General features: G+C 49.3%; 12 protein-coding genes and 1 pseudogene. All 13 read left to right on the top strand.

Annotation, left to right across the window (positions count from 1 at the left end):
- The coding region (locus tag WC659_01485; protein MFA4872589.1) for a hypothetical protein at nt 1–1166 on the top strand (1166 nt) is incomplete at its 5' end.
- A gap of 94 nt (nt 1167–1260) precedes the next feature.
- On the top strand, nt 1261–1779 hold the full coding sequence (locus tag WC659_01490; protein ID MFA4872590.1) for a type II secretion system protein: 519 nt from the start codon (nt 1261–1263) through the stop codon (nt 1777–1779).
- 112 nt (nt 1780–1891) lie between these two features.
- Nucleotides 1892–4063 carry an NAD-dependent DNA ligase LigA gene (ligA, locus tag WC659_01495; GenBank protein ID MFA4872591.1) on the top strand — a complete coding sequence of 724 codons (2172 nt, stop codon included), beginning with the start codon at nt 1892–1894 and terminating at the stop codon, nt 4061–4063.
- A 4-nt stretch (nt 4064–4067) separates the two neighbouring features.
- Nucleotides 4068–5462, top strand: a complete 1395-nt coding sequence (locus WC659_01500; GenBank protein ID MFA4872592.1) for a hypothetical protein — start codon at nt 4068–4070, stop codon at nt 5460–5462.
- 44 nt (nt 5463–5506) lie between these two features.
- Nucleotides 5507–5806: an Asp-tRNA(Asn)/Glu-tRNA(Gln) amidotransferase subunit GatC gene (gene gatC, locus WC659_01505; GenBank protein ID MFA4872593.1), complete on the top strand. Its 300-nt coding sequence runs from the start codon at nt 5507–5509 to the stop codon at nt 5804–5806.
- Between the two features lie 14 nt (nt 5807–5820).
- Nucleotides 5821–7407, top strand: a complete 1587-nt coding sequence (gene gatA / locus WC659_01510; protein ID MFA4872594.1) for an Asp-tRNA(Asn)/Glu-tRNA(Gln) amidotransferase subunit GatA — start codon at nt 5821–5823, stop codon at nt 7405–7407.
- Between the two features lie 6 nt (nt 7408–7413).
- Nucleotides 7414–7740: a YjbQ family protein gene (locus WC659_01515; protein MFA4872595.1), complete on the top strand. Its 327-nt coding sequence runs from the start codon at nt 7414–7416 to the stop codon at nt 7738–7740.
- Nucleotides 7741–7913: 173 nt separating this feature from the next.
- Nucleotides 7914–8063: pseudogene (locus tag WC659_01520) on the top strand (YjbQ family protein).
- Nucleotides 8064–8073: 10 nt separating this feature from the next.
- Nucleotides 8074–9192 carry a TIM barrel protein gene (locus WC659_01525; protein MFA4872596.1) on the top strand — a complete coding sequence of 373 codons (1119 nt, stop codon included), beginning with the start codon at nt 8074–8076 and terminating at the stop codon, nt 9190–9192.
- 24 nt (nt 9193–9216) lie between these two features.
- Entirely contained in the window at nt 9217–10326 is a 1110-nt protein-coding gene (locus WC659_01530) for a TIM barrel protein (GenBank protein ID MFA4872597.1), read from the top strand.
- A 144-nt stretch (nt 10327–10470) separates the two neighbouring features.
- Nucleotides 10471–11280 (top strand): hypothetical protein, encoded by an 810-nt coding sequence (locus WC659_01535; GenBank protein MFA4872598.1) that lies wholly within the window; start codon nt 10471–10473, stop codon nt 11278–11280.
- Nucleotides 11281–11292: 12 nt separating this feature from the next.
- Nucleotides 11293–11616 carry a hypothetical protein gene (locus tag WC659_01540; GenBank protein ID MFA4872599.1) on the top strand — a complete coding sequence of 108 codons (324 nt, stop codon included), beginning with the start codon at nt 11293–11295 and terminating at the stop codon, nt 11614–11616.
- A gap of 97 nt (nt 11617–11713) precedes the next feature.
- The gene (polA, locus tag WC659_01545) at nt 11714–14527 is read left to right on the top strand and encodes a DNA polymerase I (protein MFA4872600.1); all 2814 of its coding nucleotides are present in this window, start codon (nt 11714–11716) and stop codon (nt 14525–14527) included.
- Nucleotides 14528–14632: the final 105 nt, after the last annotated feature.

The following is a 14632-nucleotide window of genomic DNA, read 5'->3' on the forward strand; positions in this document are numbered from 1 at the left end:
CCCGTCTGTCTGCGTGGTATGAAATCACTGCTTCACCTTCTACGGTGACCGTTGGCGCTGATGGTGATTTATTAGCCGCCAATGACTGGACTATGATAGTCGTGTCGATCAAACCAGCCTCTGCCGCGCCTACGCCTCCGGCCGCGCCGACTATCACGCCGTTTACCAACGTGACTGCTACCGGCATGACGGCGAACTGGAACGATAACGCCAATAATGAAGACGGCTACCGTGTCTACCGCAACACCGCCGCTACGAAACCTGGAACGCCAATCGTCACCTTGTCAGCCGACGCCACGACGTACACTGATCCTAATCCTCTTATCTGTAACACGATTTATTATTGGTGGGTTGAAGCATACAATATCGCGGGGACGACGGAAGATACTGATGTTCAAGCCACGGCAAATTGCCCAGGCCCCGGCGGTCCTTACCAAGTGACCCTCACCGTTACTGACAACGACGGCCTCCCCTCTTCTCCCACCCCTCACACGGTCAATCTCACTACCTCCCCTACCTGCGCGAGCTTTTTCTCGCTTACCAGCGCTGCCGCGACAAAGTGCGATGAGGTCGGGTTTACGTGGACCGCAGCCAAAACGGCAGTGAGCTACACCCTCTACCGACATACCTGCACAGACCCGCCGACATGCTCCTCATTCACAGCTTGGGTCGTTGTCCAATCAAATATCACCACGCTGTTTACCTATGACACCACAGCGAGCCCGAGCAGTTCTTATCAATATTACCTCAAGGTAGTGCTCCCCTCTGCGGGGACACTCAATAATTCCACTGCCGCGCCCGCCTGCACCGGCACATGGTCCGGCAATCCGCCAGAAGTCATTTGTCCTCTTTCGGTCGCCACTCCCTCATGCGTGGTAACCGTGGATCCCTTAGCCCCCATTTCCGCGTGCGGCCTCATCACGCTCAATTGGCAATCGCTCTCTGGCGCCACCAGCTACCGCGTCTACCGCAATGTCGCAACGGACAATTTTGCTTCCGCCACACTCATCGCAAGCGGATTGACCGCGCTCACCTATACGGACAGGGATATTGTGCCTGATGTCATTTACTATTATTACGTCACGAGCCAAACGGGCGCGAACCCTTCTCCCGGACAAAGCTCCAAATCAGTCTGCTTCCGCGGCTCGCAGTGGCAAGAAAGATAGTTGAGAAACTCTAAATTCTAAACTCTAAACTCTAAAACGATCCGCATTTGGATTTGTTTAGGATTTAGGATTTAGGATTTAGGATTTTTTATTCATGAAAAAACATAAAAAACATTTTATTGCACCACACCCAAACTATATTCATAGTACAACTGGCTTCACGTTAGTTGAAGCTTTTTTTGTAATGCTCATTATCACAGTGTTCACCTCGCTTACGCTCGGATACCTCCAAAAGGTAAGGCAAGAAGCAAGAGACGTAAAACGCCTGGCTGACTTGGGCCAGGTGCGCGCCGCGCTCGAGCTGTATGCGCACCCAGAGGGCGTGTACCCGCTCGGGAAATATCTGGTCATCGGATCCAAAGCCGCGCAAGCGCTTGATCATCGCGGATGGGTTGCATCCCCGGAAGAACCTCTCTATCTTCTCCAAGCGCCCTTTGACCCCCTCACAAAAACAAATCCCCCTTGCGTGCGCGGCGTGGTGCAGCCGTGCGCTTACAGCTATACCAATGCGTCAAGCACCGACTACTCCATCCGCTTCTATCTGGAACACGGCGTACCGCCCTTGTCCGCACCGGGAACGTACCAATTGACATCAAGAGGATATAGGCCATAATATATAAATCCCAAAATCCAAAATCCAAATCCCAAAATTATGGAGTTCCGCAAAGCGGGACGAAATACCTCAATTTTGATTTTTGATTTTTGATTTTTGCATTATGGTAAATATGACCAAATCCGAAGCTAAAACCCGCATCGAAAAACTCCGGAAACTCATTGACGAAAACCGATACGCCTACCACGTGCTCGACCGCCCAAAAGTTTCTGATGCAGTCGATGATTCGTTGAAACACGAACTGGCGCGACTGGAGGCGCAGTTTCCCGATCTCATTACCCCAGACTCGCCCACCCAGCGCGTGGGCGGCGAGCCCTTGCCCGCCTTTGCCCAGGTGAAGCATCCCCAGCCTATTCTCTCCATCAACGATGCATTCACGCAGGAGGAGCTTCAGGATTGGGAAACACGCAATGAAAAACTCTTAGGTGAAAAAATGAAAGGATATTATGGAGAATTAAAAATGGACGGCTTGGCGATCGTGCTTACGTATGAAAACGGATTATTCACGCGGGGCGCCACGCGCGGCGATGGATCGGTCGGCGAAGACGTCACGCAGAATCTAAAGACAATTGAGAGCATCCCCCTCCGCCTGACGCAGATACACGCAGATAACACGCAGATCAACGCTGAGAGAACATCACGTCCCCCTCTTAGGGTAAGAGGGGTTCAGAAAGACTCAGTGAGTCTTTCTGAGGGGGAGTTACGAATTCCAAATGAACTCCATGTCCGCGGTGAAATTGTGATAGAAAAAAAGGAGCTGGAACGTATTAACCGCCTTCAGATAAAAAACGGAGAAAAGGAATTTGCCAATCCCCGCAACCTTGCCGCAGGCTCCATTCGCCAGCTTGATTCAAAAATCGCCGCTTCGAGAAAGATGGATTTCTACGCGTTTGAAATCATTACTGATTTAGAGCTTCACACGCATGCCGACGTGCATAAAACGCTCTCGGCATTCGGCTTCAAGACAAACCGCAATTGTGAAGAGTTGCAGAATTTGGACGCAGCAGAATCCTACATCCACGCATGGGAGACGAGACGGAAAAGCCTCCCCTATCAGACCGACGGCGTGGTGCTGGTGGTCAATGACCTTGTCCAGCAAAAACGATTAGGCTCGATAGGAAAGTCAGAACGCTGGATGGTGGCGTTTAAATTCCCCGCAGAACAGGCAACCACCAAAATTAAAGATATTATCCTCCAAGTCGGCCGCACCGGCGTGCTCACGCCCGTGGCAATCTTGGAACCGGTGCGCGTCGCCGGCACCACGGTGTCGCGCGCCACGCTCCACAACGCCGACCAGATCAAACGTCTGGGAGTGAAAATCGGCGACACGGTCGTTATAGAAAAAGCGGGCGATATCATCCCCGCAGTCGTGAGCACATTTCCCCAATTGCGCACGGGTAAAGAGCGAGAATTTCACATGCCAAAGAAGTGCCCTGTCTGTGGCGGTATGGTGGCGCAAAAGGCTGAGCTGGTGGCACTCTATTGCACCAATCCAGACTGCCCTGCCAAACACCGCGAGGGCCTGTATCATTTCGTCGCAAGGCGCGCGTTTGATATCGAGGGCTTGGGAATCAAAATCATCGATCTCCTCTATGACCAAGGCTTGATTAAAGACGCATCCGACCTCTTTACGCTGGAAGCGCGGGATTTAGAAGGCTTGGAAGGTTTTGCTGAACTGAAAGCGAATAAAATCGTGGCATCGATTCAGAGCAAGAAACATATAGAATTTGCGCGCTTCTTGTACGCGCTCGGTATTCTCCACGTCGGCGAAGAGACGGCACAGGACATTGCGCATGTGATAGAATCAAGAAACACGCCGCCGATCTCCCCCTTAAAAAGGGGGGAGATAGAGAGGGGGGTGTATTCATCGCAAATACTCGAGGAGCTTCAACGCTTGACCGCAGACGACTGGTCTTCTATCAAAGACATCGGTCCCGTGGTTGCCAAGAGCCTCCATATATACTTCCACACGAAACAGAACCTTGACCTTCTTCGTAATTTATTTAAAAATGGAGTAACGATTACGCTCTCTCAAACCCTGTCCGCGCTTCCCTTTGCAGGCAAATCCTTTGTGCTCACCGGCACGCTCTCTTCATTAAGCAGAGACGACGCCAAGGAGCGCATCCGCGCTCTAGGCGGTGAAGTATCAGAATCAATCTCCAAAAAAACATCTTACGTAATCATCGGCGAAAATCCAGGATCAAAGGCTGATAAAGCAAAAAAGCTCAATGTACCACAACTTGATGAACTCTCCTTTCTAACACTCCTCAAAAAAGCACTCTGAATTTATGCCTATAGGTGAATCAATAAAAGGAATGGATGAATTAAGTGAGAGCTTTTATTCAAAATTTCATCAAACAAATACTCTTGGTCGTGAGAAGGGCGTGGCAGAATATCCTTGGCTTTTTAAAAAAGCTGAGGATCTTATTACACAGAGTGAGCTCCCAAAACCAGAAAAAAATAGGGTACTGGAGGAACTACATCACCTGCTCAAGCTATTCCAAGAAACAAAAGGTGACGTCAGGGAACTGACGAAGGACGTGAGCGATCCATTGGAAAAGTTGATCACCCATCTTGAATTCGTGGGGAATAAATTGCTTAAGGAAAACGATGACTCCCAAGAACAGGCACGTGAACAAGAAGCGATCGAAATGTTCAAGGATTCACTCCAAGAAGAACTCATAAGCCCGGCATTGTGGCAGGAAGCACAAAAAATGGGCATCATACCATTAGATACGCTATCTAACAAATACGGGCCAGCAAGCTATTATGGAGGAGCGGCACGAAATATTGCCCGATTACACTGGAACATACCTATCCCGCAAGGAGAATTACCTGTCACCGACTTAGACATAATAGCTACGTCAGGTGAAGCAAGAGTTAAAATGCAACACGAACTTCACATAGATCCAAAAGGAATAGCGGTTTCCCAGCTTAGTAAGGATATTATTTCAAAACGGTTAGCGGAACATGACGTAACCTTTAATGAACTCGCAGTTATCTCGAGAGAGGGGAAAAGTACGATACTCTATGCGCCTGAAGCAAAACAGTCGCTAGAGAGCGGTATTATACATCCCGCGCCGAAGGTGAGAAGAAATTTTTATAAAACCAATTTTGTGAGGCACCCAGAGGATCCATCACTGATAATATTCTTGACGAGTATCACAGAACGACTAATAAAATCTGTAGCGGAAGGAAAAGCTGAGGGGTTTAAACTCGCGGAACACAGCCTGCAAGTGCCTCTTGAAAAACGTGTGCTTACTAATGTGAGAAGATTTCTCCCCAAACAAAAAGAGCGACAACCAACCATCTTCTGGCGAATGTCTAAGGTGTTCGAACAAATGGGTATCTGTACCAATGAAAATTTTTTTGCACATTTAAATGCGCAGATTGAAAAGTATCCAAATTTTAATTTTTATCCTCTTCCCCAAGACCAGGTAGAAAAAGCGAATTGGTTCGTAATAAAAATTATAGATCTCGCAAGGCGTAAAATCAACGACCCTGCAAATGACGTTCTTCAGTTGCCGATCTATAAGACATTGCCAACAGCCGAATTGAGGAAAGAACGACTCATAAAAGTACCCTACGATGATCTCCCTGATGAAAAATTCACCCAAAACTTCTGGCAGTGGAGACAAAATCAACGGTTTCCTCCCATTGAAACTCCTCGAATAACCATGTAAGGTAACAATGTAGCCATTTAACCATGTAACCATTTTCGATCTGTATGTCCCTCAACGCTGAAGAGATACAACACATCGCCCGCCTCGCGCGGCTGAAACTGTCTGATGCCGAACTTGAGCGCTACCGGCCGCAACTTGAAGGTATTCTTGATTATGTGGGACAAATTCAACAGGTGGCTGACAGCGCCAAAACGCCTTCTTCTTCCCTATCAATAAATACAAATGTTACACGCACTGACGAGGTTACTTGCATTCCAGGCGAAACCGCCCGCGAGAAATTCTTATCACCATCCGCGATGCGCGACGGAGAATTCCTCAAGGTGCCCGGCGTTTTTGAAACCTAAAGGAATTTTCACTTATGGACTTAACAAATCTGACGATAGGGAGAATTCACGAGGGCCTTTTGCATAAAGATTTCTCTGCACAGGAACTCACAAAGGAATATCTTGAACGCATCAAAAACAAGAACCCTTCACTCAACGCGTTTCTCGCCATAACGGAGAAAGAAGCGCTTGCCTCGGCTAAAGAAGTAGACAGCCAGATCGCACAAGGGATTCCGGTGAATCCGCTCACGGGCGTGCCAACCGCGGTGAAAGACGTGATTATCACTAAGGGGATCAAGACGACCGCGGGGTCGAAAATGCTCGAGACCTATTCGCCTCCCTACGATGCCACGGTGATAGAAAAGCTGAAAGAAGAAGGATACGTCCTCCTCGGGAAAACCAATTGCGACGAATTTGCCATGGGCGGATCAAATGAAAACTCCGGGTTTGGGCCGGTGAAAAACCCTTGGGACCAATCGCGCGTGCCAGGCGGCTCATCCGGAGGATCTGCGGCGGCGGTCGCCGCAGATCTTGCGCCCTATGCGCTAGGGAGCGATACCGGAGGCTCCATCCGCCAACCCGCCTCATTCTGCGGGGTCGTGGGGCTGCGGTGCACCTACGGCAGCGTGTCGCGCTACGGCCTCATTGCTATGGCGTCGTCGCTTGATCAGATCGGTGTCTTTAGCCGCACCGTCGAAGACGCAGAAACGGTATTCAATGTTATCAAAGGGCATGACCCCCGCGACGCCACTTCAATAAGTCCTCCCCCTCTTAAGGTAAGAGGGGGCGGGGGGAGTTATGACGTGCGTGGCCTTAAAATCGGCATACCCCAAGAATACGTGGGGTCACACTGGGATGCAGAAGGTATTGAAAACGGGGTAAAGAAACGCGTGCAGGAAGCCATCGCCGTATTGGAAAAGCTCGGCGCAGAAGTAAAAATGATCTCTCTTCCCCATGCGCCCCAAGCGCTGGCAACCTACTATGTCATTGTGCCTTCAGAAGTGTCTTCCAACCTCGCGCGTTTTGATGGTATACGATTCGGGGGAGTTAAAGAAATACACACTTCCGCGTATTTCCGCGATAAAGCCAAGCGTGACGATCCGCGTCAATCCGCGTTGATTGAATGGTATGAGCAGCAGCGCTCTCACGGTTTTGGACCTGAATCCAAACGCCGCATCATGATCGGCACGCACGCGCTCTCCTCCGGTTATTACGACGCGTATTATAAAAAAGCCCACCACGTGCGCCTGCTCCTCCGGGAAGATTTCGCAAAAGCCTATCAAGACGTGGACGTCATCGCATGCCCCACCTCGCCTACGGTTGCATTTAAAATCGGCGCAAAAGCCAATGACCCGCTTGCAATGTACCTTGCCGACATTTTCACGGTAGCGGTGAACCTCACCGGCCTCCCTGGCATTTCCCTTCCCTGCGGCTTCGCACCCGCGCCTGACGACGATACAGGTTCTCCCCTTAAAAAGGGGGAGACTCGAAGAGGGGGTGTCGAGCTACCCGTAGGATTGCAGCTCATCGGCAAACATTTTGACGAGCCCTTGCTTTTCCGCACGGGCAAAGCCTATCAGCAAGCAACCGATCATCACCTAAAAACACCTCCACTCTCATAACTGATTATGAAGACCTATACAACCTATCTGACATATCAAACGAAGAAAAAAATAGAGATCGTGAATATTACACAGGAGATTGTAAAAGCGGTACAACAATCAAAAATACAAGAAGGCCTATGCCTCGTGAACGCCATGCATATCACTTCCTCCGTCTTTATCAACGATGAAGAACAGGGCCTGAAGGAAGACTTTATAACATGGCTTGAGGAGTTGGCTCCTTACGACCCTGACCGCTACCAACATAACCTTACCGGAGAAGATAATGCCCACGCCCAGAAATACAACATCCAAGATGGAGGCGGCTGTCTTAGTTCAGTAATCATGGTATGACACATGGCACTTATCATGGTTTCGAGAATAAGAGAAAGAGTGACGCCTCCATCAACAGTCGCCACACGTTCGCTTCAACCTATATTATGAATCATCGATCAATGGTCGTACTCATTCAATATAACCGTACCAGGACAGTCCCGTGTGGCGTTGGATGTTGATATACTGGGCACGCGCACATCAAACGCACCATTATGGGAAGGGAAGCAGTGATTGCGGTCACGAACGGAAAGCTTGATTTCGGGCCTTGGGAACAAATTTTTTACGGGGAATTCGACGGCCAACGGCCAAAACGCGTTCTGGTGAAAATCATAGGAGAATAGTAAAAAAACCATGAGTGACTCTACGTTCTACGAACTAAACATTCCTCCTCTCGCTCAACGCCAAAAAATTTACGAACATCTCATCATACCCATTCTCACCCCCGGCATAGTCGGGGGCAATCTTTCCCTGACCTCCGCGTTCGTGACGGAAGCGCAAAAGAAATATAAGGAAAAAGGCATTGCGCGCGCGAAAATTGAACTGGGGCTGGGAACGGATCTTTTCCGGCGCCGGGAACCGCTGGAAGAATACGCGCGCCTCTTCAAAGGCAAGGTGCATTCCGTGCATCTTCCCATCGCGGCGCATGAATGGGGGTCTTCCTTGGAAGACAGGCTTATTAAGCTGGTAACCCATCCCCCTGCCGTGTTCATTCCCGCTGAATATAAGACGCCCGCCGCCGCGCAACAAGGGCGGCTTACCGTAGGACTGGCCGCGGCACAGGCGGTGGACGCGAAACTCATCGTCCTGCACGCGAGCGAGCTTGCTTTTCATCTTGCGGCACATGTAGGATTGGAGAGGACATTTGCGGATATTATGGAAAAAATCATCGCCGTCCGCGATGCAATCGCCCCATACGTGATCATCTGCATGGAACATCAGGGCCATCAGATGAATGGCATTCCTAGAGAAAATTATCCTTATGTCTATGATCCTCTCGCGCTTGCCGATGCGCTCTCGCCCTGGCAAAACCGCCATATCGGCATGACGTTTGATTTCCAGCACTATCGGATTAATACGCACGGAGGGTCAACTCCGTCAACGATCCTTAGGCAAATCTTCCACCGCCACCCTCGCGTCATTAAACACGTGCACATCAACCGGTCCCCGATCCCTCATCTGGACCAGCATAAAAGCATCGCGGACGCGGACGATGAAACATGGAAGAGCGAAATGAGCGCATTTCTCCTCTGCCTTGCGGAAATGAATTACGAAGGTGCAATTTTGCCGGAAGTGAATCCGCCGGGAACATTATTCCGCTATGTAAGGATCCTCTTGCGAAGAAAAAACCGCGTATTGCTTCATATTCCTTTTACCTCAAGGGAATTTACAGCGGAGATAGTGATGCTTACGCGGCTCGTGGACGCCTACCGCACATTTCTTGATGTACCGCAAATCATGATGTCACAATGAACCTTTGATAAAATAAAAGCGTGTATGCCAGAACAGGAATCGCCATTCAAAGAACAAGAGCGAGAACTCCCTTCCCAAGAACAGCGAGAACAAGTGTTTCGTAATATTACCTTGCCCATGGTGTTCCCAGAACTCACCGGCTGGGATCTCAAGCTTACCGCACTGTTTCTCCAAAAATTCCGTTCAGAATTACAAAACCTTGGCATACCCGACGTACAAATGGAATATGTGCTGGGCAACCGCCTCCTCAAGCGGGAAGAATCCTTGGACGACCTTGAAAAATACCTTAAGGGATACGTGCGCGCGGTACACTGCGCCATCCCGCGTGCGGAAATGGAACCAACCCTGGCAAGTAAACTCAAACATAATCTCACATCCCCCCACACTTTATTCTTCCCCTCATGGGGCGCACAAGGAACATTAACAAATAAGGGACGCCTTGGGGCGGGATTAGAGGCTGCCCAAAGAATGGGAGCGTATATCATTGTCGTTCATGCCGCAGAATTTGCACACCCACTTAAAGATGAAAAGAATCCCGAGGAACACGTACACGCTCTCATTGACGCGCTGTCAGACGCACGGGGCAAAATTGCGCCAGAGGTGACAGTATCTGTGGAAACTCAAGGGAGTGAAATAGCGCATTTTCCCCGTGAAAAATTTAAATTTGTGTATAATCCATCAAATCTGGCAGAATTGTTAGGAGACGCGCAAAAGCAAAATATTGGGTTGACGTTTGATTTCCAGCATTGCCGCATACAAGGACTCGATCCCGCCAGAGTGTTAATGCAGATCCATGAACAATATCCTGGACTCGTTCAACATGCGCATATCAACGCCCCGTCCCCACACTTTGAAGACGCGCACCAGAGTTTCGCAGAAACCGCTGATCCAGAGTTAAAACACCAACTCCAGCAGTTCCTCTTTGCGCTCGCGGATACAGACTTCAATGGCGGACTCGTACCAGAGGTAGATCCTCACGGCACCGTGGCGACCCATATAAGAAATCTGGTCAGAAGAAAAATTATTTACCCCGCACGTGGAACTCCGTATGACGTCCGCACGCACGGTTTTGAAGAAGAACGGCAATATCTGCAAGATATTATCGTAGAAATACATTCCCTGCTCGAGCTGTAGATAAGTGGCAGATAAACTGCCACGCTACCATGAGGTAATTATTGCGGCGTAGCGTCGGAGCTTGCCTCCGACTCTCCTTACTATTTGCTTTTTTTGCAAACTTCATGGTAAACTGTAAGTATTATTCCAATAAATTTATACTCTATGCCTACACGAGAAGGAGATGGCCTGTCACTCTCTGAACGTCTCGCTCAGAGGGGTCAAGAAAGAAAGACGCAAACAAGAGATGCAATCCACGCCAAAAAGGAGCGCGTGACAGGAGGATTCAATGACATGATCGCTCCCGTTCGCGAAAGAGCGAGCCAGATGTTTGATTCCGCCAAACAAAAACTCACAAGCTTCAAAGAAGCGGGGAGTTCTTTTTTTAAACGGCTGGGCGAGGGAACAAAGAAGATAACCGATATCGTAGTGGGAGCCACCACTACCCCCGAACTTTTTAACGCAGCCATTGACTTCGGTAAAGATAAATACGCGCAGATTGTCGAAAAGAAGAACAATCTCATTGAGCAATTCACGCTGAAGAAAGAGCTGCCGCTCCTGGAAGGAGAGGTGAGGAGCGTTGAGGCGGAGATTCTTCAGTTAGAGCAAAACACCGGAGACGACGAATCCAATGCCGCACAGATAGAAGCTACTTTGGGAGATTTGAGAACCGTGAAAACACAATTAGAAACTCAAATGGCCGAATTGCAAGAAGGGATGGAACTCAACGAGACGATTCGTAAATTAGCAGAAGGCGAATTGCCAAAAATAGAGCGGCAACTAGAGATGATCGGGCAGGAGATTACTGGCAATGAAGCTGCGAAAGGCGCCATTCACCATGAAATAGGTGAAAAGCGAAAATATATGGCGTTGCACAAGCAGCGGCTGGGAGAGGTGAGTGATCGATTTAATAATGCGAAGAAGAGGCTTCTTGAACTTGGCGGTAATGCAGAGCAGTTAGCGTTAAGCTATTAATTTTCAACTCTTATGAAGACACCCCAACAACTACAACAAAATTTGAATGAGACCATGCGGAAAGTAAACAAGGTAGTAACACATGCCAAACAACAACGCGAGAGCATCCAAAAACAGAGAGGGCAGAGAAGAAGCGAGTTTGCCAAAAAGCTCAAACAGGAGCAGGAGAAAATCTACAAGGCGGTCAATGTGAAGGTAAATAGCATTATGGAAGAATTTGAGGGAGGAATGGAGAAGCTGGATAGTGACGCAAGGCGGGTGATGGAGCAGGTGACTGCAAAAGTAGACAAAATAAAACAAGAAGTTCTCAGGGAATCGCTGAAGACTAAGAAATGAGCACTAAGCAAAATTAACTCCACCTGTTTCCAACACCCCCACCTCAATCCTCTCCCTTACTAGGGAGAGGACGTTGTTTGTGGTAGGATTACCCCATATGACAGCACAAAAATTCATCATTATAGATGGAAACGCCCTCCTCCACCGCGCGTTCCATGCCCTCCCCCCCTTAACCACCAAAGAAGGCAAGCTGGTAAACGCGGTCTATGGCTTCGCACTAACCTTCTTAAAAGTGCTGAAAGATTTAAAACCTGCCTACCTTGCCGTGGCGTTCGATACGAAAGCGCCCACGTTCCGCGATGAGATGTATGCGGCGTACAAAGCGCAGCGCATCACACAGCCCCAGGAGCTCTATGACCAAATCCCGCTTATCAAAGAAATGATCCGCGCGTTCAATCTCCCCGTGGTGGAATTGGACGGATACGAGGCGGATGACGTCATCGGCACGCTTGCCCATCAAACCACTAATAAACTGGCAAACCGACAAACTGAAAAACTTGATGCAATTATCGTCACCGGTGACTTGGATGCGCTGCAGCTCGTCAATGACCGCACAAAAGTCTATACCTTCCGCAAAGGATTTACCGATACGATGATATACGACGCGGCTGCGGTGAAAGAACGCTTCGGGCTTTCCCCCGAGCAAATGATAGATTACAAAGCTCTGCGCGGCGATCCTTCTGATAATATCCCGGGAGTAAGGGGTATTGGAGAAAAAACCGCCACAGAACTCTTAGTGCGCTATAAAACCCTTGACCGTGTGTATCAGACAGTAGAATCTGAAAAAACAAATGACATTAAGCCCGGGGTGCTTGAAAAATTAAAACAGGGGAAGAAAGACGCGCTCCTCTCCAAAAAACTTGCCACCATCGTCCAGGATGCGCCGCTTACCTTTCATCTTGAGGATGCGCGTATAGGCAGCTGCGATACGCAGGCGCTCGTCAATCTTTTCCGGCAATGGGGATTCCAATCATTGGTCGGGAAAATCCCCGCTTCTATGGGTGAGACGAAACAAGAGCAAACCCTTGAAGAGAAAACACCCGCAGAACACCGCACGCAAGGCGCCATTTTTGAAACTCGTGTCATCCCACGCCGTGAATGGAAAGGGGTTCGCTATACGCTCATAGACGATCCAAAGAAATTCGCACAATTTATTTCTGACCTTGATAAACAAAAATCTTTTGTCATTGATACGGAAACCACAGGTATAAACCCTTTTAAGGCAAGCATGATAGGCATGAGTTTCTGCTGGAAAGAAGGAGAAGCGTACTACATTGACGCGACATATCGAAATTTCGACATAGCGAAATTAAAGCCGATCCTCGAGGATCCCCGCATCATGAAGTGGGGACACAACGTGAAATTTGACCTCGAAGCTCTGCGCACACACGGCATCAATGCGAGAGGATTCACCTTTGACACCATGGTCGCATCATACCTTTTGAATCCCGGTTCGCGCCAGCATAATCTCGAGACAGTGGTATTCACTGAATTCGGCTACCAAATGCAGCCTATCGAGGAATTAATCGGCAAGGGGCGTACGCAAATCACCATGGATAAAGTGCCTGTTGTAGAGGTGGCAAATTATTCATGCGAAGACGCTGACTTCACTCTTCGCCTGGTGGCGCCATACAGAGAACGCCTTGAAGAACGGGAAAACTTGAAACTCCTCGATGAGATCGAAATGCCCCTCATCCCCGTCCTTGCCGACATGGAGGAAGCGGGGGTAAAAATTGACGTGGAAGTGCTGGAGGAGCAATCAAAAGAAGTGCATAAAGCGCTTAAAAAATTAGAAACGCAAATTTACAAAAATGCGGGACAAGAATTCAACATAAACTCCCCCCAGCAGCTCAAGAAAATCCTTTTTGAAAAGCTTTCGCTCTCGACCATAGGTTTGGGGAAGACCAAAACCGGCATTTCCACAGCCGCGGGCGAGCTTGAAAAGCTTAAGGGCAAACACCCGATTATAGAGCTGATGATGGAGTACCGTGAACTGTTTAAACTGCGCTCCACCTACCTTGAGGCGCTCCCCGCGCAAGTTGACTCTACAAGCGGCAGAATCCATACCGACTTTAACCAAACCGTGGCAGCGACCGGCCGCCTCTCATCGTCCAATCCCAACCTGCAAAATATACCCATCCGGACCGCGCAGGGACGCATGATCCGCAAGGCATTTGTGGCCGAACGCGGCTTTAGGCTCATCTCGGCTGACTATTCCCAGATTGAATTGCGCATTGCCGCGTCGATCACGGGGGATGCGGCCATGACGACTTCGTTTCACCGCAATGAGGACATCCATCGCCGAACCGCCTCGAACGTCCTTGGCGTCCCTTACGACTCGGTTACTCCTGAACAGCGCCGTGAAGCCAAAACCATCAATTTCGGCATTCTCTACGGCTTAGGAGCGCGAGGTCTTGCGGAAGGATCGGGCCTCAATCTTGACGAGGCAAAAGATTTCATAGAGCGCTATTTCCGTGTGCACAAAGGAATCAAAACGTATGTGGACCGCACCATTGCGGACGCGCGCGAAAAAGGATATGTGGAAACGCTCTTCGGGCGCCGGCGGTATCTCCCCGAAATTACCGCCCAGCACCAGGGTTTGAGAGCCGCCGCCGAGCGCATGGCAATCAACCACCCGATCCAAGGGACCGCGGCAGACCTCATGAAAAAAGCGATGATCCTTGTTGACGCGCGCATTAAAAATGAATTACGATTGACTGACGTGCCGCCCTCCGCGCGCCCTGCGCGGATACTCCTGCAGGTGCACGACGAATTGGTCTTAGAGGTAAAAAATGAACTTGTTGATCAGGTATCGGCGTGGATTAAAGATGAAATGGAATCAGTCGCCAAACTCAAAGTGCCGATTGAAGTGCATGTGGGAATGGGTAAAAATTGGGATGAATGCAAATGAAAAATTCCAAATTCCAATTTCCAATTTCCAATCAAATCCCAATTTCTCAATGACCAAATTTGGACATTGGGGTTTGGAGCTTTTTTTGACATTGGGATTTTGAAA

Source organism: Patescibacteria group bacterium, assembly GCA_041645165.1.
GTDB lineage: Bacteria > Patescibacteriota > Patescibacteriia > 2-02-FULL-49-11 > 2-02-FULL-49-11 > 2-02-FULL-49-11.

Coding starts and splice junctions, on each gene's coding strand:
- WC659_01540 (MFA4872599.1), top strand. CDS start 11,293: ATGAAGACACCCCAACAACTACAACAAAATTTGAATGAGACCATGCGG.
- ligA (MFA4872591.1), top strand. CDS start 1,892: ATGACCAAATCCGAAGCTAAAACCCGCATCGAAAAACTCCGGAAACTC.
- WC659_01530 (MFA4872597.1), top strand. CDS start 9,217: ATGCCAGAACAGGAATCGCCATTCAAAGAACAAGAGCGAGAACTCCCT.
- WC659_01525 (MFA4872596.1), top strand. CDS start 8,074: ATGAGTGACTCTACGTTCTACGAACTAAACATTCCTCCTCTCGCTCAA.
- WC659_01515 (MFA4872595.1), top strand. CDS start 7,414: ATGAAGACCTATACAACCTATCTGACATATCAAACGAAGAAAAAAATA.
- gatA (MFA4872594.1), top strand. CDS start 5,821: ATGGACTTAACAAATCTGACGATAGGGAGAATTCACGAGGGCCTTTTG.
- WC659_01500 (MFA4872592.1), top strand. CDS start 4,068: ATGCCTATAGGTGAATCAATAAAAGGAATGGATGAATTAAGTGAGAGC.
- polA (MFA4872600.1), top strand. CDS start 11,714: ATGACAGCACAAAAATTCATCATTATAGATGGAAACGCCCTCCTCCAC.
- WC659_01535 (MFA4872598.1), top strand. CDS start 10,471: ATGCCTACACGAGAAGGAGATGGCCTGTCACTCTCTGAACGTCTCGCT.
- gatC (MFA4872593.1), top strand. CDS start 5,507: ATGTCCCTCAACGCTGAAGAGATACAACACATCGCCCGCCTCGCGCGG.
- WC659_01490 (MFA4872590.1), top strand. CDS start 1,261: ATGAAAAAACATAAAAAACATTTTATTGCACCACACCCAAACTATATT.